The organism is Larkinella rosea (genome assembly GCF_003858635.1).
Lineage (GTDB): Bacteria > Bacteroidota > Bacteroidia > Cytophagales > Spirosomataceae > Larkinella > Larkinella rosea.
Window position 1 is genome coordinate 677,890 of record NZ_RQJO01000015.1, and the last position, 23,524, is coordinate 701,413.

Below are 23,524 nucleotides of genomic sequence, written 5' to 3' on the forward strand. Positions count from 1 at the left end.
GAAATGATTTACCTGAAATCGGACGCCGAAATAGAGCTGATGAAAATCAGCGGCCAGGTTCTTGGTAAAGCACATGCCGAAGTAGCCAAACGGATTCGTCCGGGGGTTACGACGAAAGAACTGGATCGGGTGGCCGAAGAATACATCCGTGATAACGGCGGTATTCCTTCTTTCAAAGGGTTCAATAATTTTCCGGCGGCCTTGTGTATTTCAGTCAATGAGACGGTTGTACATGGTTTTCCGAGCAAGTACGAATTGAAGGAAGGCGACATTATTTCGATCGATTGTGGTGTAAAACTGAACGGATACCATAGTGATAGTGCTTATACCTATCCGGTTGGGGAAATTAGCCAGGAAGTTCGGGATCTGCTGATTCGTACCAAACAATCGCTCTATTGCGGCATTGAAAAGGCAATCGAAGGAAACCGGATTGGTGATATCGGATACGCCGTGCAGAGTCACGTGGAGAAGTTTGGCTATTCCGTGGTTCGGGAATTAGTGGGACACGGTGTCGGAAAAAGCCTCCACGAAAGTCCTGAAGTACCTAACTACGGAAAGCGTGGCCAGGGCGTCAAACTGAAAGAAGGCATGGTAATCGCCATCGAACCCATGGTGAACCTCGGCAAGAAGAACATTGTTCAGGAACGCGATGGTTGGACGATTCGCACCGCCGATCGGAAGCAATCCGCTCATTACGAGCATTCGGTTGCCATCCGGAAAGGCCAGGCCGAAATTCTGACAACGTTTCAATACATTGAAGAAGTAACGGCGAATACCAGCTTAATGATTGAAGTCAACGAAGTGACCATAGCGTAACGAATGGCAAAACAGACATCCATCGAACAAGACGGTACCATTGTAGAAGCACTCTCCAATGCCATGTTTCGGGTACAGCTCGAAAATAAGCATGAAGTGGTTGCTCACATTTCCGGAAAAATGCGGATGAATTACATTAAGATTTTACCGGGCGACCGCGTAAAATTGGAAATGTCTCCGTATGATCTCAGTAAAGCAAGAATTGTTTATCGGTATAAATAAGGTTTAAAGTTTGCGGTTTATGGTTTACGGTTTGCTGATTTGATCCAGAAAAACCGGGAATCGAAAACCAAAAACTGAAGATCATAAACGGAGTTGAACTCATGAAAGTCAAGGCGTCTATCAAGAAGCGCAGCGCTGAATGTAAAGTGATTCGCCGGAAGGGCAAGCTTTACGTTATTAACAAGAAGAATCCAAGGTATAAACAAAGACAAGGATAATCACTGAATATGGCACGTATTGCAGGGGTTGATATTCCCGACCGGAAACGCGGTGAAATTTCGTTGACTTACATTTTTGGCATTGGCCGTAGCTCAGCGCAGAGAATTCTGAACAAAGCAGGGGTTTCTCGGGATAAGAAGGTGAGCGAGTGGAACGACGAAGAGTCGAACGCCATTCGTACCATTATTAGCTCAGAACACAAAGTCGAAGGAGCGCTGAAATCGGAAGTCCAACTGAACATCAAACGCTTGATGGACATTGGTTGCTACCGCGGACTGCGCCACCGGAAAGGTCTGCCGGTTCGTGGACAGCACACGAAAAACAATTCCCGTACGCGGAAAGGTAAGCGTAAGACGGTAGCAAATAAGAAGAAAGCAACTAAATAATAGGGTTTAAAGTTTGCGGTTTAAGGTTTAAAGCGACCAGGAAAATGGCCTTTAAACCTTAAACTTCAGACGTTAAACTGATCAACTGAAAAATGGCTCAGGCAAAACGCAAAGATAAAGCGAAAAAGCGGGTAGTGGTGGTCGAACCCGTTGGACAGGTTCACATCCGGGCTTCGTTCAATAACATCATCATTTCAATTACGAACAGCTCAGGGCAAGTAATCTCGTGGGCATCGGCTGGTAAAATGGGCTTCAAAGGTTCCAAGAAAAACACGCCGTATGCCGCTCAGACTGCCGCTCAGAACTGCGCTACCGTAGCCCATGACCTGGGCATGCGGAAAGCGGAAGTATTTGTGAAAGGTCCCGGTTCCGGTCGTGAATCGGCCATTCGGACCATTCAGAATACCGGTATTGAAGTGATGTCGATCAAAGATATTACGCCACTGCCACACAATGGCTGCCGCCCTCCAAAACGCCGTCGCGTTTAATCGTTCATTCTCAGTTATGCGGTTCACTGTAGAGAAACCGCTTCATCCGATGAATACGGACAGGTGACATTGAGTTGTGTCTGTTCATTTTTATTCATTCTCAGCTTACAATGGCAAGATACACAGGCCCCAAGGCCAAAATCTCCCGCAAGTTTGGTGAGCCGATCCTCGGCCCCAGCAAAGCACTGCAAAAAAAACCTCATGCGCCCGGTCAACACGGTCGTGGTCGGAAACGGAAACAGTCGGAATACGCGGTTCAGTTGCAGGAAAAACAGAAAGTAAAATACATCTACGGTATTCTGGAGCGTCAGTTCCGGGGATTGTTCCACCGCGCAGTAGTTAAGCAAGGCATTACGGGTGAAAACCTGCTCAAACTCTGCGAAGCTCGTCTGGATAATACGGTTTACCGTTTAGGCATTGCCCCGACCCGTCGGGCGGCCCGCCAGTTAGTCTCCCACAAACACATTGCCGTTGACGGCGAAGTGGTAAACATAGCTTCGTACTCACTAAAACCGGGTCAACTGGTTAGCATCCGTGAGAAATCGAAGTCACTAGAAGCCGTTACAACCAGCCTGTCGGCCCGCAATGCGAAGCGCTACAATTGGTTGGAATGGGATCAACAACAATTGCAGGGTGTGTTTACAAACTACCCGGAACGCGATCAGATTCCGGAGAATGTAAACGAGCAGTTGGTTGTCGAATTATATTCTAAATAACAGTTTATCGTTTGCGGTTTATCGTTTACGGGTGACCTTAGACTATAAACCCAAAACCATGAACTACTTTTTTTGAACTGTTAACAACATAATCGTATGTCAATATTAGCGTTCCAAATGCCCGATAAAGTTGTCATGGAGCGAGCTGACGACTTTCACGGGTTGTTTGAGTTCAAGCCACTCGAAAAGGGCTATGGCGTGACCATAGGGAATGCGTTGCGGAGAATTCTGCTGTCGTCGCTGGAAGGCTATGCCATTGCCAGCGTACGATTCCCTGGCGTACTGCATGAATTCTCGTCAATAGAAGGCGTCGTTGAAGACGTGACCGAAATTATCCTGAACCTGAAAATGGTTCGGTTTAAGAAAGTTTCGGACATGGTTGACAACAAAATTACTGTTACCATTAAGAATCAGTCGGTTTTAAAAGCCGGTGATATATCAAAATTCACGGCGTCTTTTGAAGTGCTGAATCCGGAACTGGAGATCTGCCACATCGACGACACGCGTGAGTTGGAAATGGAAATTCACGTTGAAAAAGGTCGGGGGTATGTTCCTGCCGACGAACCACGTGCCAACGAACTGCCTTTCGGACACATTCCGATCGACGCGATTTACACGCCGATCAAGAACGTTCGTTACAGCGTTGAAAACACGCGGGTTGAGCAAAAAACCGACTACGAGCGGTTGTTGCTGGACATCGAAACCGACGGTTCCATTCACCCGGAAGAAGCGCTGAAAGGTGCAGCCACCATTCTGATTCAACACTTCATGCTGTTCTCCGATCAAACGATGACGTTTGAAACCGCGAAAGCCGAAGAAGATAACGTGGTTGATGAGGAAATGCTGCACATGCGGAAGCTGTTGAAAACGCCACTGGCGGATCTCGATCTGTCGGTACGGGCTTACAACTGCTTGAAATCCGCTGACGTAAAATCCCTGGGCGACCTGGTGCGGCTGGAGATTTCAGACATGATGAAATTTAGAAACTTCGGTAAGAAGTCGCTGACTGAGTTGGAACAGTTGGTGGCCGAAAAGAATTTGACTTTCGGCATGGATATTACTAAATACAGATTAGACGAGGACTAGTACACTACCATGAGACACGGTAAAAAACATAATCACCTTAGCAGGACCCATTCCCATAGGGCGGCAATGTTGTCGAACATGGCATCCTCGCTGATTCTGAGCAAGCGCATCGAAACAACGGTTGCCAAAGCGAAAGAACTGCGGAAATACGTTGAACCCCTGCTGACCCGCGCAAAAGACGATACGTATCAGAATCGCCGGGTCCTTTTCTCGTACCTCCAGAACAAGGAGACGATGAAAGAACTGTTCAACGTTGTCTCCGACAAAATTTCGAGCCGCCCCGGTGGTTACACCCGGATCATCAAACTGGGAAACCGGATTGGTGACAACGCCGAAACTTGCATCATCGAGCTGGTTGACTTCAACGAGACCTTGTTGACAGCCGCATCTGAAGAGCAAAAAGCAACCCGGACCCGTCGCGGTCGTCGGAGCGGAACCCGCAAAGCCGACGAAACCGTTGAAGCTACACCGGTTGCCGAAGCAAAAGTAGAAGATGTTCCAGCGGCTGAAGTCGTGACGGAAGAAGCTCCGGCCGCAGCGGGAGACGATCTGGCACTGGTTGAAGGCATCGGCCCGAAAATTGCCGAAGTACTCACCGAAGCCGGTATCTCCACCTTCGCTCAACTGGCCGACGCGACACCGGAGTCCATCCGCGAAATTCTGGATAACGCCGGTTCACAGTTTGCTTCGCACGACCCCGGAACCTGGCCGCAACAGGCTGCTCTGGCCCGCGATGGCAAATTCGATGAGTTGAAAACGTTGCAGGATGAATTAAACGGTGGCCGACCCAGTTAATTAATCCTTGTGAAGAACGAACTCAAATAATAAATAGAGGGTTGACCGTAACGGGTTGACCCTTTTTTTTAACTGAATAAATCCAGCGTAATTCATGAAACAGGTTCAGCAACCAGAGGCTTTACTGGTTTTGAAAGATGGGTCCGTGTTCAGAGGAACAGCCCTTGGTAAAATCGGAACGGCGGGTGGTGAAATATGCTTCAACACGGGCATGACCGGCTATCAGGAGATCTACACGGATCCTTCGTATTACGGACAGGTAATCGTAAACACGACCTCCCACATCGGTAATTACGGTATTCAATACCGGGATGAAGAAGAATCGGGCAGCGTCAAAATCCGGGGAATGGTCTGTAATTTCTTTTCCCAGATCCACTCACGGCACACGGCGGATGAGTCGTTGCAGGACTATTTTGAGAAGGCGAACATCGTTGGCATTAGCGGCATCGACACCCGGCAGGTAGTGCGGCATATTCGGGACAAAGGCGTGATGAACTGCATTATTTCGTCCGAAATTCTGGACCCGGCGGTTTTACTGGATCGGTTGAACCAGATCCCCGATATGGAAGGCCTGGAGCTTTCGTCGGAAGTCTGTACCCAGAAAATATACGAAGTAGGCGATGCCAACCGGTCCGATTTTAAGGTGGCGGTTCTGGATTTGGGCATCAAGAAAAGCATTCTGAACAACCTGGCCAACCGGGGGGCACATTGCCGCGTTTTTCCGGCTAAAACGCCTTTTGAGGAAATTAACGCCTGGAGTCCGGACGGTTATTTCATTTCCAACGGTCCCGGCGATCCGGCGGCTATGCCATATGCCGTAGAAACCGTCAAGCAGGCGCTGGAAACCGATAAACCGCTGTTTGGAATTTGCCTCGGTCACCAGATTCTGTCGCTCGCCAGCGGTATCAATACGTACAAAATGCACAACGGCCACCGGGGGTTGAACCATCCGGTGAAGAACCTGATCACCGGCCGCTGTGAGGTAACGTCGCAGAACCACGGCTTTGCCGTCATTGCCGATGAAGTGATGGAAAACCGGGATGTCGAGTTGACACACGTCAACCTGAACGATAAAACGATCGAAGGTATCCGGCGGAAAGACCGCCCGGCGTTCTCGGTGCAATACCACCCCGAAGCATCGCCGGGGCCGCACGATTCGCGGTATCTGTTCGATGACTTTGTGAAACTGATCGAAGTCGAAGTGAAATAAATCAAAAACCGGTCAACAGACCGGTTTTTTTTATGGATAATGCGGACGTTATGTTGCTGATTTTAAGCGTAAAGCTAACTTGCAACTGGAACGAAATCAGAACGTAATGACCGCAACCGCAACCCTCCCGCTGAATCGCATTGCCAGCCGTATCCAGAGCATCGATGTGCTGCGGGGCATCGTTATGGTGATCATGGCGCTCGATCATACGCGCGATTTTATCCATTACAACGGTTTTTTCTACAATGCCACGGATTTAAACACAACCACGCCGGCCTTGTTCCTGACTCGCTGGGTAACGCATTTCTGCGCTCCGACCTTCGTTTTTCTGGCAGGAACATCGGCGTATTTGATGGGCCGAAAAATGACAAAACCGCAACTCGGCGTTTTTCTGATGACGCGCGGGTTATGGCTAATCTTCCTGGAATTAACGGTTGTCGGATTCGTTTTCTGGTTCGACCTAACGTATTCATTGATCGCATTGGAGGTTATTTGGGCAACGGGCGTCGGTATGGTGGTTTTAGCCGCTTTGTTGTTTTTACCCCAACGTCTGATTCTGGCGATTGGTCTGCTGATTTTAGCTGGCCACAATGCATTGGATGGGGTTTCTTTTGAGAAGGGTACCGCGATGGATATTTTCTGGTCGATCCTGCACCGCCCTGGGCCGATCCTAATTACACCAACCCGGATCGTTATCGTTATGTACCCTGTGCTGCCCTGGATCGGGATTATGATTCTGGGCTATTGTTTGGGAGAATTATTTAGCCGGGACTTCGACGCTGCAAAACGTCGAAGAATGCTTAAATGGATTGGAATCAGCGCAATGGCGGGTTTCGTTCTGATTCGGGCGTTGAATGTATACGGCGATCCTGCGCCCTGGTCTGTGCAGAAAACACCCCTGTTTACGTTTTTATCCTTTATCAACCTGATTAAATACCCACCCTCGCTGCTTTTTACACTGGTCACGCTGGGCCCGGCCATGCTGCTTTTAAGTTGGCTGGACGGCCAGCGGAGTAACTGGACGCAATTCTTTATCGTCTACGGGCGGGTGCCGCTCTTTTACTTTGTTGTCCACTTCTTTCTGGTTCACCTGCTTTCGATTTTACTCCTGCTGGCAGATGGCGTCTCGTGGGCACAGATCAACTTTCAAAACCGGACAGGGGGCGTGATGCCGAATCACGGTTTATCGCTGGGAATGGTATACGGCGTCTGGGTGCTGGTTGTTCTGATCATGTATCCACTTTGTAAAGGATATGGCCGTATTAAAAACCAGAGCCGCAGTCAAATCTGGAGCTACCTCTAAGCCTTGGCCATATCGGTTGCAAACCATTGAATTTTAGTCGTCTGCTTCGGCGAAAACCGGGCAGAGTAGTTCTCATATTCCAACGTTCGATAATGAAGGGTGAGCAGATAAAGCTGGAAGGTTTCCTCAGTAGGAATATCGACGGGAGGTGTACACAGATCCCAGGTCGCGTTTGGTTGCGAAAATGAATAGGCCATAAATTCGGTTAAGTGAAATACCATGTATGGGCTACGATTGGGTAACCCATACATGAGTGCATGACCAGACAGAGAAAATAATAGTCTGCAATATTCATGAATTTGCCCCAAAATGACTCGCAATTTTTGGACAATTACACTCAATTTTCAGACAATACACTTCTCACATACTCGGAAGGGGACAAAGCGAATAGCTCCTTGAAACACTGACCAAAATAAGAAGGGCTGTCAAAACCAACCAGATAGGCGGTTTCGGAAACTGGATACCCGGCTTTTAACAACCCGGCGGCTTTCCGGAGACGGTAATTGCGGATAAACTCACTAACGGTCATACCGAGCATGGTGGATAACTTCCGGTTCAGCGTGCGGGAACTCATGGCAACGGTAACCGCCAGATCTTCGACGGATAATTTCGTATCGTCGATGTGCTTTTCCAGGGCTTGATAAAGCTGATTAAGGAAGGCATTTTCGTAGGCTGGAAGTGGGTTCGTTTCGGGTTTGTTGAACTGATGATTATAAAATTTACGGAGCGTTAGCTGATAGTGCAGCAAATTGGAAATCCGCAGCTGCAACTCCCGCTGATTGAACGGTTTGGTCAAATAGTCGTTCGCACCAACGGCAAGTCCTTCCACTTTACTTTCGGAAGCGGTTTTTGCCGTTAACAAAATAACCGCAATGTGATTTGTCTGGGGTGTTTGTTTAATCGTCCGGCAGAGCTGGTAACCATCCATAATCGGCATCATGATGTCGCTCAGCACCAGATCGGGCAGTTCGTTCTGACAGATCTCCCAGCCTTCCCGGCCGTTGGCTGCAGTAATGATCCGGTAAAAACGGGAAAGTCCACTGGCAATTAACTGGCGCAGCTCGTGATTGTCCTCCACGACGAGAATGGCAGGTAATGGATCACTGGATGCCGTTTTCAGGACCGGCGCTTGCTCATGGGGCATTGACACTACCTCCGGCCAAAGCGATTGGGAACTGGAAACCTGAAGCACCGGATGATCGGAATAGGCTTGATGAACCGGGCATTCCACCGAGATGGTCGTCCCTTTTTCAAGCTGACTCTCTACCGTTATCTGACCTTTTAGCAAATCGGTTAGTTCTTTAACCAGCGCCAAACCGATGCCGGTTCCGCCGAACGAACGGGTTCGGGAATCATCGATCTGGTAAAACCGGTCAAAAATATGCGGAATGTTTTCCTGCGGAATACCGGTTCCGGTATCTGTAACCGACAGGCGCAGCAGCATTTGTCCATCAGCCTGAAGCGGACAGGTCGCTAGTTTGACGACAACCGAACCGCCGGTTGCCGTATATTTCACCGCGTTTGAAATCAGGTTATAGCTGATTTTTCCCCATTTATCGTCATCAAACAGCAACTGCTCGGGAAGTCGATCGGGTTGAAAAAGAAGCCGAATCCCTTTTGATTCGGCCGTGATGCGAAACGAATCGACCACCTCACTCATAAAATTGACCATATTGCCCTGCGATTCCCGGACTTTGAGGCTACCGGATTCCAGTTTGGACAGATCAAGTAACTGATTGATCAGGTGTAACAACTGGCGCGCATTTCGGTGAATGGTCGCCATGGTGTGATGCAGAACGGAACTCTCAATGTTGGCCCCGCTTTCGGCCGTCTGGAGCAAATGCTCAATAGGCGAAATAATCAGCGTGAGCGGAGTGCGGAATTCGTGGGTAATGTTCGCAAAGAAGCGGTTTTTTACCTCTTCAATGCCCTTGCGCCGTTCGGCTTCCTGACGCCGGAGCGCCATCTGCTCAATGGCGTGATTGGCGGTTTGTAATTCCACCGTTAGCGCTTCCGTTTTGGAAAAAGCAAACGAGAAACGCATTGCCAGCAGCAGCGACTGACACAGGGCGAAAACAACGACGGCAACCGGAAGCAGGTAATACGTGTGAATGATGCCAGCCTGATAAAGGGTATCGTTGATCACGCACAGGGTCAACAGGATCATATCACAAAAAAGAATGAATCCACCGTTTTTCCGTAGGCGGTTGGCCCGAAACGAAACCCAGAAAAAATAACCGCATTCGAGCGTGGCCAGCGGGCTGATGAGGGTACCCACGGCCGAATAGATGGTTGCCGGAGTCACCAGAACCACCACGAAAAAAGTAATATTTAACGCAAGAATACATTTCTTGACCGGCTTCGAGAACAGGTCAGGAAACAGGCATTCCAGGTACAGCGTAATGCTGACAACGCCAACCGGAAAGACGAAATACAGCGCTTTGTTGGCCAGAAACCAGTCAGTTTCGGGAAAAACCAGAAAAAACATACCTCCTGAATTGAAAAGCTCCCGAAAACCGGCCGTTAGACAAAGGATTCCGAATAGGAGGGGTGCCCGGTCTTTCCGGCGAAGCGCGTAAAGAACAAAGTGATAAACGCCGATGATGAGCAATGCCCCAATCATGAAGGCCGAAGTCAGCAGTGCTTTTTCACGACTCAGCGAGATGGTGGCCGGGTTACCAAATTGTAAGCTCTTCCAGATTCCGCCGTAAGCAAAATGATAGTTGGAAACGTGGATAAGCACAAAAGCCTCGTTGCCGGGAATCAGAAATGAAACGACCTTCGATTCGGTCCCCGGTTTCATGGAAGGATCCGTTGCCACGTTACCAGCCTGCGTCACTACTTTTCCGTTAACGGACAGCTTATACGCCGTTCGGATGGGCGGGATCCGCAGCGACCAGATTTTGCCCGAATCGGGAAGGATAATCCGTAATCCATACGTGCCGTGCCCCAGATCTTGTGGAAATAAAGTGGCGCTATGGGTGTATGTATGCCAGTCACCGGGCACAGGAAGGTAATTCGGGCTGGTTACAACGCCGGTTGAGTCCGTGAATCGATTCCATTTAAAAAACCAGTCACCCGTGAGCAGTACGGGTTCCGTAGAATGATACGAATAAGCAGAAAGGTCAATCACGCCGTTTTGAACAACGGCAGACTGGTTTTTTTGAGCCAGCAAAACGGGGATCGGCAGGCTAAAAAAAAACGCTATTAGTAAAAAAAGTCTCGTTCGTTGAGAAGTTGTAACAATCATCATAGGCTATTTCCCACGTAAGACACCACCGAATGGTGCCAGATGGTTAAATCGTCGTTGGGTAATAATTGCGTAATACCGAACGGCTTAATTAAAAAGGCATTCCCTACAAACCGAAAAAATCGCTTACTTTGTAGGGCAAAAATCGTGCTACAACCGATTCCTTGATAGATGCCGGGTAGATCATCCGATCAGGTATCCGAAAACCGTGGGCCCGTCCATCGCTTTAATTTACAGAATATTAACCAACTTTTTCAGACACAATGAGTATTATTCAGTCCATTCATGCCAGACAGATTCTGGATTCGAGAGGCAACCCGACCGTTGAAGTAGATGTTCGTACCGAAAACGGTTTTCTGGGCCGGGCGGCTGTTCCATCAGGAGCCTCAACCGGTTCGCACGAAGCCGTCGAATTGCGCGACGATGATCCGAAACGGTACGTCGGCAAAGGCGTATTGAGAGCGGTTCAGAACGTAAATGAACTGATTTTTCCGGAACTGGTCGGATCGTCGGTTTTCGATCAGAGCATGATCGACCGGATTATGATTGAACTGGATGGTACTTCCAACAAAGGCCGTCTGGGTGCCAACGCCATTTTGGGCGTTTCGCTGGCCATTGCCAAAGCCGCTGCGCAGGAAGCCGGTTTGCCCTTGTATCGCTACATCGGTGGGGTGAACGCCAATACGCTGCCGGTGCCGATGATGAACATCCTGAACGGAGGAAGCCACGCGGATAACTCGATTGACTTCCAGGAATTCATGGTGATGCCCGTTGGCGCGCCGAGCTTCTCGGAAGCCCTGCGGTGGGGAACCGAAGTATTCCATTCGCTGAAAAAAGTACTGAAAGGCAAAGGCATGTCGACCAATGTAGGCGACGAAGGCGGTTTTGCGCCGAACATTCCGTCGAACGAAGAGGCTATCCAGATCATTTTGCAAGCCATCGACAAAGCCGGTTACCGGGCTGGTCAGGATATTTACATCGCGATGGACGCGGCTGCTTCCGAATTCTATGAAGCCGAAACCGGAACATACCATTTCAAAAAATCGACCGGCGACAAACTCAGCTCGTCCGAAATGGCGAATTACTGGAAAGAGTGGGTGGAAAAATACCCGATCATCTCCATCGAAGACGGGATGGCCGAAGACGACTGGAGTGGCTGGAAAGAACAAACTGAACTGATCGGCAAGAAAACCCAACTGGTTGGTGATGACCTGTTTGTGACCAACGTAACGCGTTTACAGCAAGGCATCGACCAGGGAATTGCCAATGCGGTTCTGGTGAAAGTGAACCAGATTGGTTCGCTGACCGAGACAATCAACACGGTGAACCTGGCGAAACGCAATTCGTACAAAAACATCATGTCGCACCGTTCGGGCGAAACCGAAGACGCAACGATTGCGGATTTGGCGGTGGCTCTGAATACGGGTCAGATCAAAACCGGTTCAGCTTCGCGCTCGGATCGGATGGCGAAATACAACCAATTGCTGCGCATCGAAGAGGAACTGGGCGAAATTGCCTATTTCCCGGGTATAAAAATGTAATTGAATTGGCCCCCAACCTGTTGCCAGGTTGGGGGTATTTATTTCCAATGCTATGGTAAACAAGATTCTTCGGCTCGCCAAAAACTTCTATTTTGCAACCGGCGTCGGGTTGCTGATCTGGATCGGTTTTTTTGATGCGAACGACATCATTTCGCAATTCAACAATAGCTTGAAGCTGGGCGATCTGGAAACGGATCTGGTTTATTACGACGAAAAAATCAAGGAAGTCGAAATTCAACGCCAGTCTATTCTGGGCAATCCGCGCCTGCAGGAAAAATACGCCCGGGAAAACTACCTCATGAAAAAGCCCAATGAGGACGTCTACGTGCTGGTCAACGAAAAAAATGAACCGATCGAGAAATAAATTCTCTTTCATCATTCATCATTCACACTATGATCAACGTTCTGTTCGTCTGTCTGGGAAATATTTGCCGGTCGCCGGTGGCGGAAGGTGTATTTTGGCAGTTGGTAAAAGAACGCGGCCTGGAAACGGCTATCCGGTGCGACTCCGCCGGAACATCTTCCTACCACATTGGTGACCTGCCCGATCGCCGGACCCGCGAAAATGCCCTCGAACACGGCATTACGCTCACGCACCGCGCCCGCAAACTGTCGGGCGAAGATTTATCGCAATTCGATTATCTCGTGGCGATGGATGAAGCCAATTACGACGCCATTCAGTATTTCAGTCACCGCAGTACCGGCCTCTACAGCGAAGAGAATACGGTTTTGCTGCGCGAATTTGATCCGCAGCCCGACACTAATCCCGGCGGTTTGAGCGTGCCCGATCCTTATTACGAAGACGCTGCGGTTTTTGAACAGGTCTACCAGATTGTAAACCGCTGTTGCGACAATTTGCTGAATTATCTGGTCGAACAACACCAGCTACAACCGCAATCGGAACACCGGGCCAACGGCTAAATGGGCATCAGTCTCTGCCGAAAAATAGGCACTTTCTTACAACTCTGTTCACTATTTCAATAAGCTATCTGATTGATTCCGAATTATTATTTTAGTCTGGTAATTTCCTTTAGATTCGGAGAGTTTGGCAGTTGTTTTGATCAGATTATGAAACGATATACTCTAACAATAAGCTAGTTAAGTTATGAGAATTAAGAAAGCCGTTATTACGGCTGCTGCGCGAGGGGAACGCTTATATCCGGTTGCTGATACCATTCAAAAAGCCATGCTTCCGGTGATCGATACCGATGGGTTACACAAACCGGTGATCCAGATTATTGCCGAAGAAGCGTTTGCCAGCGGAATCGAAGAACTCTGCGTCGTTTGCGCCCCCGGCGACGGCGACCGCTACCTGACCGCCTTTGCATCGTTACGGGATAATCTTTTCAATTCCTTTAAAGGCGTTGACTGGGCGAAGAAGGAAGCCGAGAAGATCGATCATCTGCTGAGCCGGATTCAGTTTGCCGAACAGCAGGAACCACTTGGTTATGGGCACGCGGTTTTTTGCGCGAAAGATTTTGTAAACGATGAGCCATTTTTACTGCTGTTAGGCGATTATCTCTATGTTTCCAACCTGAAACTGAAAAGCTGTGCGGCTCAATTGCTCGAATTGGCTTCGCAGGAAAACTGCTCGGTTTCGGCGGTAAACCCGACCATCGAACACCAGATTGGGCGCTACGGTACCGTGACCGGAAAACAGGTGCCGAATCGTTCGGGCGTGTATCAGATCGAAAAAATCATTGAGAAACCCACGCTGAGCGTCGCCGAACTCGAACTTCAGACGCCCGGTTTGCGGGCCGGTTATTACCTCTGCTTCTTCGGGATGCACGTGTTTACGCCTTCTATTTTTGGTATTTTACAGAAGTACATCGACCAAAGCAGCACCAACATTTTACTGACACCGGCTCTGCAGGAACTGGCCGAAACCGAAAATTACCTGGCGCTGGAAGTCAAAGGAAACCGCTACGATTTAAGCCGCAAACACGGGCTGTTACGCGCCCAGATTGCCCTCGGATTAGCGGGCGATGCCCACGATGAAATCCTGTCGACAATGGTGGAATTATTGGCCGAAGCAAACAGCCGAACTGTCTGATATATGAATGTTTTGATAGAAACCATTATCTCGACAGATCCCGCCAGACGCAACCGTTCGTTCTACGAGATAAGTCAGCGACTTTCGGCGAAAGAGTTGCTGGGAATGCTGCGCGAACTGGACGAGTTTCGGAAGTCGACGCCCAATTTATACGATAAAGTCAGAGCCATTCTTTTCCTGTATGCGGGTTTCCGGTTTTTCCTGATGGAGTCGGCGGAAACGCCCCGGACCGGGAAAATACCGTATGCCGGTTTTGAAGATTTGCTGGCCCGCCGTTTCGAACACGCCATCGCCACGTTTTTGCACGAACTGGAGAAACACGGCCCGGATGCGGCCCTGTTCAGTGCGCTGGCCGAAAGTTACCACCATCTCTCGTTTCAGATTCTGGCCGATCAGGTGCGGAAAAGTGTGCGGTCGAGCAAAGGAAATCAGTGGATGTTTCGGGTAGGGCACCGCGAAGAACACCCGATCCGGATTCATCCGGCCTTGCTGAAACGACCGGAAAATTCGCTCTTTTATCCAATTCTGCACGAACAGACGTCGGTGCGGATGGACTTGACCCACAGTGGCTGGTCGGATATTTTCTTCCTCGGAATGGATTATCCCGAAGGGGCGCGCGTGGTCAATATTTCCATCGATCTGGGCGTTTTTGGGCGCGATGCCGACATTCGGCCGCCGTTGAACTGCTACGTCCGCGTCATTCCCGACCCGGTTTTGCGCCTGACCAGCATCGACCTGAACACCACGAAAGACATTGATGATTTAGCCGATTTGTTCAATTTCGGAAATGATTATCTGAGTCTGGTCAAAGCGGGTGTGATTGCCTCGGGACTCATTCCGCCCTCGTTCGAAAACACGAACCAGTCCTTGCCGGATATTCTGTCGCGGATTGTCGCGCCGGGCATGGGCATTGAACTGGTGACCAAAGTCAACGACATTCCGAAAGGCTCCCGGTTTGCGGTTTCGACCAACCTACTGGGTTCGATTATCAGCTTGCTCATGCGGGCGACCAGTCAGACGCAAAAGCTGGAAGGCGGTTTACAGGAAAGCGAACGGCGGCTGGTGGCTTCGCGGGCCATTCTCGGCGAGTGGATCGGCGGTTCGGGCGGTGGCTGGCAGGATTCGGGTGGCGTCTGGCCCGGGATCAAAGCCATTCAGGGCACGTTTGCGCAGGAAGGCGATCCCGAATCCGGCATCAGTCGCGGAACGTTACTGCCGCGTCACCGGGTGTTACAGGGCGAGGACATTCATCCGGAAATGGGCGAAAAAATCATGAATTCGCTGGTGTTGATGCACGGTGGCATGGCGTCTAACGTCGGCCCGATCCTGGAAATGGTCACCGAGAAATACCTGCTCCGGGGCGATAAAGAGTGGATTGCCCGGCAGCAAACCAATCAGGTTTTTGACAATATTCTGGCGGCCATCCAGGAAGGCGATATTCAGAAATTGGGAGCCAACACGGCCCGAAATTGGGAAGGCCCCATTAAAACGATCATCCCGTGGGCGTCCACGTACTTTACCGAACAAATCATTTCGAAGGCAAAAACTGCCTTTGGCGACGATTACTACGGTTTTCTGATGCTGGGCGGGATGTCTGGGGGCGGAATGGGCATGTTTGTCAACCCGGCGGGTTATGAGGAGTATAAAATGAAGGTGCTGGACATTCTGCGGAAAACCAAGGCGGAACTGTCGGCGTCGTTACCGTTTGCGATGGAACCGGTCGTTTATAACTGGAGCATCAATTACAAAGGTACCTGGGCCAATCTGAAAAAAGGCACCGATGCGCTGATGCCGGAACAATATTACGGGATTCACGTGTCGGAACTGGTTCGCAAAGATCCGGCTTCGATTTCGTACATCCGGCGCGCTGAAATCGATTTGTTTACGACCTACTGCGAGAAAAATAACCTGGCATATCCGCTCCTGCGAACGATCATCAGCAACCTGTTCAAAGTCTCGGATCCAGCTTCGCAAAGCAACCGCAGCGTTGAAAATGAAAAAGCGGATCGGATCAAGAAAGAGAACGGGTTCGATTACATCCAGCACGAAGAAATTCGGGAAGATTTGCAGAAAGGACGTATTGGGCTGTCGCGCAACCGCTTACCGGCCGAAACCAGCATCGAAGATGTGCAGCCGGGCGATCTAGTTCAGTTTGATGAAATAACAACGGCTGCAAAAACCGGTGAAGCGGCCATTCGGGCCGGAAAAGTGGCGGTTTTGAGTCTGGCAGCCGGCGTTGGGAGTCGCTGGACCAAAGGCGCGGGCGTGATCAAAGCCCTGAACCCGTTTGTGGAAATTGACGGCAAACACCGCAGTTTTCTGGAAATCCACCTGGCGAAAACCCGGAAAGTGTCGGAAACGTACGGCGGGATGATTCCGCATCTGGTCGCAACCAGTTATTTGACGCACGAACCGATCCGGCGGACGCTGGAAGAAACCGGTAATTTTGGGTATTCGGGCGCGACGTATCTTTCGCCGGGCCGTTCGATTGGGCAGCGGTATGTGCCGATGGAACGCGATCTGCGGTTTATGTGGGAAGAAATGCCGCAGGAAACGCTCGATGAAAACAAGCAAAAAGTGCGCGACGCCGTTCGCCAGACGATGATTGGCTGGGCGAAGTCGAAAGGCGAAGGGTCGGACTACGTCGATAACATTGCTGCTCAGCGGTTTTCGCCGTTGGGCCACTGGTATGAAGTTTCCAATCTGCTCCGTAACGGTGTTCTGGCGCAATTGCTGGCCGATCAGCCGCAGGTCGAGACGATTGTGTTGCACAATATCGATACCCTCGGCATGGACGTAGACCCGGCGGTTTTGGGGCATCACCTGGAATCGGGTAACATGCTGACGTTTGAGGTGGTGCCTCGTCGAATCGAAGATCGGGGGGGCGGGTTGACGCGCGTGAACGGTCACCTTCGGATGCTGGAAGGACTCGCGCAACCGCGTGAAGAGGACGAACTGAACCTGAGTTATTACAGCTCCAACACGACCTGGATTCAGATCGATCCGCTGCTGGCGTTGTTCGGCCTGACGCGGCAGGATTTGCAGGACGGCGACGAAGCCCGACTGGCAAAAGCCGTCCGGAGCGTGGCTCACCGCATTCCGACCTATGTGACGATCAAAGACGTAAAATACCGCTGGGGACACGGTCAGGAAGATATTTATCCGGTGGCACAGATTGAAAAACTCTGGAGCGACATGTCGGCGCTGACGGACGTTCAATGCGGTTATGTTGCGGTTTCGCGGATGCGCGGGCAGCAACTCAAAGATCCGGCTCAACTCGATGCCTGGGTCACCGACGGTAGTAAAGATTACATTGCCGGTTTGGGGACGTTTGAGTAGATGATTTTTGGTGGGAACACGGATTGAACAGATAGAGCGGATTTTCTCGGATAAAAATCAGTTCTGATCCGTTAGATTCGTTCAATCCGCGTTCCTATCGAAATCATCTTTAACTATAAAATAATGTCTTTTGCCGTTAATGTTGTTAATTTCGAAGCATGAACAAGAAAGTCATTTTGATGATTCTGGACGGCTGGGGAATTGCCCGAAAGATCGATGTATCGGCCATTGATGCCGCTAATACGCCCTTTGTGGACTCGCTGTACACGAAGTATTCACACAGCCAGCTCGAAGCCTCGGGTCTGGCCGTTGGTTTACCGGCGGGTCAGATGGGTAATTCCGAAGTAGGACACATGAACCTCGGCGCGGGGCGAATTGTGTATCAGGATTTAGTGAAAATCAACCTGGCGGTTGAGCAACACACGCTCGATACAGAACCGGTTTTGCTCGATGCGCTGAATTATGCTAAAACCAACGGCAAAAAAGTCCATTTTATAGGGCTGGTGTCCGATGGCGGGGTGCATTCCCACATCGAACACCTGAAAGGATTGTGCACGGTGGCGCACGAGCAGGGCCTGACGGATGTGTTCATCCACGCGTTTACCGACGGCCGCGATACCGACCCCAAAAGCGGCTACGGTTTTCTGGCCGATCTCGACAATCACCTGAAAGCCACCACGGGCCGGATTGCTACCATCACCGGGCGGTATTACGCCATGGACCGCGACAACCGCTGGGAGCGCGTCAAACTGGCGTACGATGCCATGGTGAAAGGCGTTGGTCATGACAAATGCGAAGTGGGCGGTGAGCTGTCGGCCGTTCATAAATCGTACGAAGAAGGCGTAACCGACGAGTTTATTAAACCCATTATTGTAACGAATCCCGATGGCAGTCCGCTGGCAACGATTCAGGATGGCGACGTGGTGCTTTGTTTCAATTTCCGCACCGACCGGGGCCGGGAAATTACGCTGGCGCTCAGCCAACGCGATTATCCGGAGCAGGACATGAAGAAATTGAACTTATATTACGTCACGTTAACCAATTACGACAACGAGTTTGTGGGCGTAAAAGTCATTTACGATAAGGATAATCTGACGAGTACGCTTGGCGAAGTGGTTTCGAAAGCGGGTAAAAAACAGATTCGGATTGCCGAAACCGAAAAGTATCCGCACGTGACGTTCTTCTTTTCCGGCGGTCGCGAAGACGTGTTCGAGGGCGAAAGCCGCCTGCTGTGTCCGTCGCCCAAAGTGGCTACGTACGACCTGAAACCGGAAATGAGTGCGTTCGACATCCGCGACGCCATTATCCCGGAACTGGAACGCGAACAGGTTGATTTCGTCTGTCTGAACTTTGCCAATACCGACATGGTGGGGCACACGGGCGTTTTTTCGGCAGTCGTGAAAGCCGCCGAAACCGTTGACCAATGCGCGCAGGCCGTCATTACCACGGCGCTGGCCCACGGTTATTCGACCATTGTGATTGCCGATCACGGCAATGCCGACTACATGATCAACGAAGATGGTTCGCCCAATACCGCCCACACGACCAACCCGGTGCCGTGTATTCTGGTCGATGATAATTTCCATCCGAAGCTGAACAACGGCGTTCTGGCCGACATCGCCCCGACGATTCTGCAACTAATGGGCATCGAACAACCCGCCGTGATGACGGGCCACAGTTTGATTGCGGAATAGAGTAGAATAGAGTAAAGAGATGAGAAGTGAGACAAGAGAGTAGAGACTCCTGATTATTCCAACGGTCTTTATTCTCTTGTCTCACCTCTCTTGTCTTAAAAGACAAACTTTTCGACTCGGGTTGGTGTTCGCCAACTGGGTAACAAGCAGTGTACGCCCCCTGATTGGAAAGTCAGGGGTTATTTTTTATCAGGATGAAATTTAGTTACGAAATTGTCATTGTTCTGGGATTGGCGGCCTGTTCCAATCCAACCAAGGAAGCGCCCGCCGGGACGTATTACGATCTGAAGTCGTATATTGAACAGCAAATCAGTCAGTTGCAGAAACAACAGCCTACGGTTGTGAAACAGTCCGGTTTTGGTAATGACAAGGAGCAGCAAACGACGAAAACCATCGACTGGAGTCGCGAGCTCGATTTGTTTCTCCAGGCGGATATCAACAAACAGGCCTATCAGTCCAGTTACCAGAAAAACCGCCCGGATTCGCTGACGTATGAGTACAGCCTGAAACCGGGTGAAAACCTGCCGGTTAAGCAGTTGCGCGTCGAACTGGATTCGGCCACCCGCCAGCCCCGGCTGGTGAAAGCGACGTTACGAACGAGGAATTCCCTCTACGAATCGGAGCGAAACGTCTGGCTGGAAAGCGACAAAGGAACCATCAAACACTATCACATCGAAGGATTTCAGCAACTGGCGTGGCTGGATGCCAAGCGGTTTTTGATTGATGGGGAAGTAACGCAGTTCAGTGAAAAAACGTTAATTTGGAAAAAATAAAAGTCGCATTTTTATGCAAATGACCTACAAAGTGACGGCGGATTCTTTGAATAGCGGTTTTCTGGAGGCTATTAAAGAACGATTTGGGAAAAAGGAAGTTGAAATAACCATAAAAGATGTGGAGAGTGATACGCCCGTCAGCCAGATGGAAGCTTTTCGCAAAATGGAGAAATTACGCAAAAAGCTAAAAAAAGTCAAAATAGATCCGAATCTGGATCTTTCTGCATTAGCTAACGAAGTAAACCTATAGCTCAGAATGATTTACTTCGATACTGATGTTTTGATAAATTATCTCATTGAGCAAGATTTTGCTAAAAATCAGAAAGCCATACAACTTTATCAGGAAGCTTCAAAAACTAGTCTATTCTTTTGTTCTCTGCTTTGCTTGCAGGAAACCGCTTTTGTACTGTCACGTCTGAAGGTATCAGCTAAAGATATTGAATCAATGATTGATGGATTGCTGACTTCCGAAACGATTAATTATAACGCGACAATCTACAAGAGAGGCATCGAACTGGCAAAGAAAGTTGGCTTTCAAAACATCAACGACTGCATCCATACGGCAATTGCTGAAATCTATTGCCAGGAATTGTACACATTCAACCAATCGGATTTCAGGAAAATCCAGAAATACACCAACGTTAAAATAACGGTATTTTAGGAGTTAGAAACCTAATAATCCCCACCAGCACCACCTCCGCCGAAGCTACCACCCCCAAAACCGCCGAAGCTGCTGCCTCCGCCACCACCTCCTCCGCCCCAATTACCGGACGAGCTGCCCCAGCCGGAAAAAGTTGACGTCGGGAAGGGAACCGGAAAGAATCCGCCACCTCGGTTTCGGTTACTGCCGCCACCGCCCCGGTTCCGGCTGATCCAGATGATGACGATGATGATCACAAAAATGATGAGGAAAAAGATGATTCCATCCCCGGCATCGCTATCGTCGGACGCGTCGGCTTTGTATTCACCACGAGCCCGCTGGATGATTTCGGTGGTTGCCTCGTCCAAACCGGCGTACCACTCTTCCTTTTTGAAGTGCGGAGCGATGATCTGACTGACAATCCGCTTGGAAATGGCATCGGTAATGGCACCTTCGAGTCCGTAGCCTGTCGCAATAAATACTTTGCGGGTTGAAGGTACCCAGGTCAGCACCAGACCGTTATTTTGGCCTTTCTGCCCCACACCCCACTTTCGACCCACCTGAAAACTGAAATCACCGATCGGGTAGGGCTCGGTCGATTTGACGATCAGAATGACGATCTGGGTGGAGGTCGAGTCGTTATAAACCCGTAATTTTTCCTCCAGTCTCGCCCGCTCATCCGGCTTCAGAATGCCGACGTAATCGTTCACCAGCCGTTGCGGATTGGGTTTGTCCGGAATGACATCATCCTGTCCGTACGTCTGAATAGCGAAAACCGCAAAAAGAAGAATCAACAGAATCCGAACCGGTAGGGCAATGCGATATGTGACGAAGGAAAGATTCATTTAGTGTGAAATTTCGTCGGAAAGCTCGTTGGTATCATTCTCCAACCGAGGAAAATACTGCCGTAATTGCTGGCCTGCCCGCTCAATTCCCAGACAAAAACCGGTCGTAAACCGGCCATTGCGGAAATTGTCGCGCATGACTTCTTTGGTCGTTTCCCAAAAATCCTTGGGAACAACCCGATTGATGCCTTCATCGCCCAACACGGCAAACTTCCGATCGTCGGTAGCCAGGTAAAACAGCACGCCGTTTCGCTGAGCGGTTTGATCCATGTTCAGTTGCCGGAAAACCTGCACCGCCCGTTCGATGACGTCGGGAGTCGGGCAAAGCAGTTCGAGATGCACTCGGATTTCGCCCGAAGTTTCCAGTTCAGCCGACCGAATCGCCTGAATGATCTGCTGCTGCTCTTCGGCTGTGAAAAGATTGATGGCGGACATAAAGGGAGTTAAGAATTAAGAGTTAAAAATTAAAAGTAGGCTGACGCATTAATACGTTTAATTTTTAACTCTTCACTTTTAACTTAAAATTGGACGGTTGGGGCGTTTTGAGCGGCTTGCGAGGCTTCAAAGAACCCTTTGGGCGAGAAACCGAAAATACCCGCGAAAATGTTGGCCGGGAACGTGCGGACGGCGACGTTATAGTCTTTTACAGCCGCGTTAAAATCGTTCCGTGAGACGCTGATGCGGTTTTCCGTTCCTTCCAGTTGCGACTGAAGTTCCGAGAAATTCTGGGTGGCTTTCAACTGTGGGTAGTTTTCGGATACGGCCAGCAGACGCGACAACGTTCCACTCAACTGATCCTGAGCGGCCTGGAATTTCTGCACGTTTTCGGGCGTTAATTGATCCGCGTTTAACTGCACGCTGGTGGCTTTCGAACGGGCTTCCATCACCGCCGTTAACGTACTTTTTTCAAAATTGGCGGCTCCCTTGACGGTATTGACCAGGTTCGGCACCAGATCGGCCCGGCGTTGGTACTGAGTTTGGACCTGCGCCCATTTTTCGCCGACATTCGCGTCTTTGCCGACGATACCGTTATATGTGCTGCATCCGAAGAAACCAAAAATCAGCGCAATGACAATGACAATAATAAGACCTTTTGACATGGTTGTGTGTAGGTTAATTGGTTAGCAAAGGTCATCAAAACCGGATCGGTATCGCGAAAATTTACAGGATCGGACGCTTTTGACCGAAATTCATTCGCCGGGGTTGATGATTGGAAACGGTACGGTTCTGTGAAAAGCGGTTTGGGTGAATAACTGATAACATCCACGAATTGATTGGTAAATTAGTAAAAATCTTGTTGTATCGCCGTTAGTTAGCGTTTTAACGCAAGTCATTGACTTTAATCCCCGGAACTATGGATCTTTCGCTTACCGGAAAAACCGCTATTGTCTGCGGCAGCACGCAGGGTATTGGCTACGCTTCTGCCGTTGAACTGGCCTTGTTGGGCGCCAACGTTACGCTGCTGGCCCGAAATGAAGAAAAACTGAAAACCGCCGTGGCCTCGCTGGATACGCAATTGGGCCAAAAGCACCAGTACCGGGTAGCCGATTTTGCGAATCCGGACGATGTTAAAACCGTTGTCGATGCGTACCTGGCGGAATTTCCGGAAGTTCACCTGCTGATCAACAACACCGGCGGTCCGGCGGGTGGCCCGATTATCGAGGCCAAACTGGAGGAATTCACCAAAACCTTTGCGGCTCATCTGCTGAATAACCAGCTTCTGGCGCAGGCTGTGGTGCCGTCGATGAAAAAAGCGGGTTATGGCCGGATTGTCAACATCATTTCCACGTCCGTCAAACAGCCGATTGTCGGTCTGGGTGTTTCCAATACCATTCGTGGGGCGGTGGCGCAATGGGCCAAAACGCTGTCGCTGGAACTGGCGCAATTTGGCATCACCGTGAACAATGTGTTACCCGGTTATACAAAAACTGCCCGTCTGAATGCTACCCTCGACAACCGGGCGAAGGCGCAACAGAAATCGCGGGCTGAAATCGAAGCGCAAATGCAGGCTGAGATCCCGATGGGGCGGTTTGTCGAACCGGAAGAAGTGGGAGCCGCCGTGGCTTTTCTCTGCACACCCGCAGCGGCTGCGATCAGCGGGATTAACGTGCCGGTGGATGGCGGTAAAACCGGTGGGTTGTAAGTTGA

At 50.1% G+C, this 23,524-nt stretch carries 25 protein-coding genes; 20 read left to right on the forward strand and 5 right to left on the reverse strand.

Translation table 11 applies throughout. The features are described from left to right. Positions 1–3 precede the first annotated feature (3 nt). The 10 genes from map to EHT25_RS29370 all read left to right on the forward strand — a co-directional run bounded on the left by map (position 4) and on the right by EHT25_RS29370 (position 7,241). On the forward strand, positions 4–816 hold the full coding sequence (gene map / locus EHT25_RS29325) for a type I methionyl aminopeptidase (protein WP_124878993.1): 813 nt from the start codon (positions 4–6) through the stop codon (positions 814–816). Between the two features lie 3 nt (positions 817–819). Further along, on the forward strand, positions 820–1,038 hold the full coding sequence (gene infA, locus EHT25_RS29330) for a translation initiation factor IF-1 (protein ID WP_114406369.1): 219 nt from the start codon (positions 820–822) through the stop codon (positions 1,036–1,038). 101 nt (positions 1,039–1,139) lie between these two features. Beyond that, the gene (gene rpmJ, locus EHT25_RS29335; protein ID WP_038119933.1) at positions 1,140–1,256 is read left to right on the forward strand and encodes a 50S ribosomal protein L36; all 117 of its coding nucleotides are present in this window, start codon (positions 1,140–1,142) and stop codon (positions 1,254–1,256) included. A 9-nt stretch (positions 1,257–1,265) separates the two neighbouring features. After that, a complete protein-coding gene (gene rpsM, locus EHT25_RS29340) occupies positions 1,266–1,643 on the forward strand; it encodes a 30S ribosomal protein S13 (RefSeq protein ID WP_124878994.1) in 378 nt (125 codons plus the stop codon). 92 nt (positions 1,644–1,735) lie between these two features. After that, entirely contained in the window at positions 1,736–2,131 is a 396-nt protein-coding gene (gene rpsK / locus EHT25_RS29345; protein WP_114406367.1) for a 30S ribosomal protein S11, read from the forward strand. 110 nt (positions 2,132–2,241) lie between these two features. Beyond that, positions 2,242–2,847 carry a 30S ribosomal protein S4 gene (rpsD, locus tag EHT25_RS29350; RefSeq protein ID WP_124878995.1) on the forward strand — a complete coding sequence of 202 codons (606 nt, stop codon included), beginning with the start codon at positions 2,242–2,244 and terminating at the stop codon, positions 2,845–2,847. Between the two features lie 96 nt (positions 2,848–2,943). Continuing rightward, positions 2,944–3,933, forward strand: a complete 990-nt coding sequence (locus tag EHT25_RS29355) for a DNA-directed RNA polymerase subunit alpha (protein ID WP_124878996.1) — start codon at positions 2,944–2,946, stop codon at positions 3,931–3,933. Positions 3,934–3,942: 9 nt separating this feature from the next. Then, on the forward strand, positions 3,943–4,728 hold the full coding sequence (gene rplQ, locus EHT25_RS29360) for a 50S ribosomal protein L17 (RefSeq protein ID WP_124878997.1): 786 nt from the start codon (positions 3,943–3,945) through the stop codon (positions 4,726–4,728). 94 nt (positions 4,729–4,822) lie between these two features. Further along, complete coding sequence (gene carA, locus EHT25_RS29365; protein ID WP_124878998.1) at positions 4,823–5,938, forward strand: glutamine-hydrolyzing carbamoyl-phosphate synthase small subunit; 1,116 nt, start codon at positions 4,823–4,825, stop codon at positions 5,936–5,938. Positions 5,939–6,044: 106 nt separating this feature from the next. Further along, positions 6,045–7,241, forward strand: a complete 1,197-nt coding sequence (locus EHT25_RS29370) for an acetyltransferase domain-containing protein (protein ID WP_124878999.1) — start codon at positions 6,045–6,047, stop codon at positions 7,239–7,241. Here the strand turns inward: EHT25_RS29370 and EHT25_RS29375 are convergent. Continuing rightward, a complete protein-coding gene (locus EHT25_RS29375) occupies positions 7,238–7,462 on the reverse strand; it encodes a hypothetical protein (RefSeq protein ID WP_124879000.1) in 225 nt (74 codons plus the stop codon). The two genes, EHT25_RS29370 and EHT25_RS29375, sit on opposite strands and share 4 nt — an antisense overlap. Before the next feature lie 116 nt (positions 7,463–7,578). Next, on the reverse strand, positions 7,579–10,374 hold the full coding sequence (locus EHT25_RS29380; protein ID WP_185731524.1) for an ATP-binding protein: 2,796 nt from the start codon (positions 10,372–10,374) through the stop codon (positions 7,579–7,581). A gap of 380 nt (positions 10,375–10,754) precedes the next feature. On the opposite strand from EHT25_RS29380, the gene eno reads away from it, so the two are divergent. From eno to EHT25_RS29425, 9 genes are all read left to right on the forward strand, one after another. Continuing rightward, positions 10,755–12,032: a phosphopyruvate hydratase gene (gene eno / locus EHT25_RS29385; protein WP_124879002.1), complete on the forward strand. Its 1,278-nt coding sequence runs from the start codon at positions 10,755–10,757 to the stop codon at positions 12,030–12,032. A 52-nt stretch (positions 12,033–12,084) separates the two neighbouring features. Then, entirely contained in the window at positions 12,085–12,396 is a 312-nt protein-coding gene (locus tag EHT25_RS29390; RefSeq protein WP_124879003.1) for an FtsB family cell division protein, read from the forward strand. 29 nt (positions 12,397–12,425) lie between these two features. Then, entirely contained in the window at positions 12,426–12,953 is a 528-nt protein-coding gene (locus EHT25_RS29395; RefSeq protein WP_124879004.1) for a low molecular weight protein-tyrosine-phosphatase, read from the forward strand. A 184-nt stretch (positions 12,954–13,137) separates the two neighbouring features. Continuing rightward, a complete protein-coding gene (locus tag EHT25_RS29400) occupies positions 13,138–14,085 on the forward strand; it encodes a UTP--glucose-1-phosphate uridylyltransferase (RefSeq protein WP_124879005.1) in 948 nt (315 codons plus the stop codon). A 3-nt stretch (positions 14,086–14,088) separates the two neighbouring features. Further along, a complete protein-coding gene (locus tag EHT25_RS29405) occupies positions 14,089–17,424 on the forward strand; it encodes a UTP--glucose-1-phosphate uridylyltransferase (protein ID WP_124879006.1) in 3,336 nt (1,111 codons plus the stop codon). A gap of 158 nt (positions 17,425–17,582) precedes the next feature. Next, positions 17,583–19,118 (forward strand): 2,3-bisphosphoglycerate-independent phosphoglycerate mutase, encoded by a 1,536-nt coding sequence (gene gpmI / locus EHT25_RS29410; protein WP_124879007.1) that lies wholly within the window; start codon positions 17,583–17,585, stop codon positions 19,116–19,118. 194 nt (positions 19,119–19,312) lie between these two features. Next, positions 19,313–19,891 carry a hypothetical protein gene (locus tag EHT25_RS29415; RefSeq protein WP_124879008.1) on the forward strand — a complete coding sequence of 193 codons (579 nt, stop codon included), beginning with the start codon at positions 19,313–19,315 and terminating at the stop codon, positions 19,889–19,891. A 13-nt stretch (positions 19,892–19,904) separates the two neighbouring features. After that, the gene (locus tag EHT25_RS29420; RefSeq protein ID WP_124879009.1) at positions 19,905–20,141 is read left to right on the forward strand and encodes a hypothetical protein; all 237 of its coding nucleotides are present in this window, start codon (positions 19,905–19,907) and stop codon (positions 20,139–20,141) included. 6 nt (positions 20,142–20,147) lie between these two features. Then, positions 20,148–20,552: a type II toxin-antitoxin system VapC family toxin gene (locus EHT25_RS29425; RefSeq protein WP_124879010.1), complete on the forward strand. Its 405-nt coding sequence runs from the start codon at positions 20,148–20,150 to the stop codon at positions 20,550–20,552. 11 nt (positions 20,553–20,563) lie between these two features. Here EHT25_RS29425 and EHT25_RS29430 read toward each other — a convergent pair whose 3' ends face one another. The 3 genes from EHT25_RS29430 to EHT25_RS29440 all read right to left on the reverse strand — a co-directional run bounded on the left by EHT25_RS29430 (position 20,564) and on the right by EHT25_RS29440 (position 22,476). Continuing rightward, positions 20,564–21,376, reverse strand: a complete 813-nt coding sequence (locus EHT25_RS29430; protein WP_124879011.1) for a TPM domain-containing protein — start codon at positions 21,374–21,376, stop codon at positions 20,564–20,566. Then, complete coding sequence (locus EHT25_RS29435) at positions 21,377–21,811, reverse strand: TPM domain-containing protein (protein ID WP_185731525.1); 435 nt, start codon at positions 21,809–21,811, stop codon at positions 21,377–21,379. 83 nt (positions 21,812–21,894) lie between these two features. Continuing rightward, a complete protein-coding gene (locus tag EHT25_RS29440; RefSeq protein ID WP_124879012.1) occupies positions 21,895–22,476 on the reverse strand; it encodes a LemA family protein in 582 nt (193 codons plus the stop codon). Between the two features lie 254 nt (positions 22,477–22,730). Here EHT25_RS29440 and EHT25_RS29445 point away from each other — a divergent pair, with 254 nt between their 5' ends. After that, the gene (locus EHT25_RS29445; RefSeq protein WP_124879013.1) at positions 22,731–23,519 is read left to right on the forward strand and encodes an SDR family oxidoreductase; all 789 of its coding nucleotides are present in this window, start codon (positions 22,731–22,733) and stop codon (positions 23,517–23,519) included. Positions 23,520–23,524 lie beyond the last annotated feature (5 nt).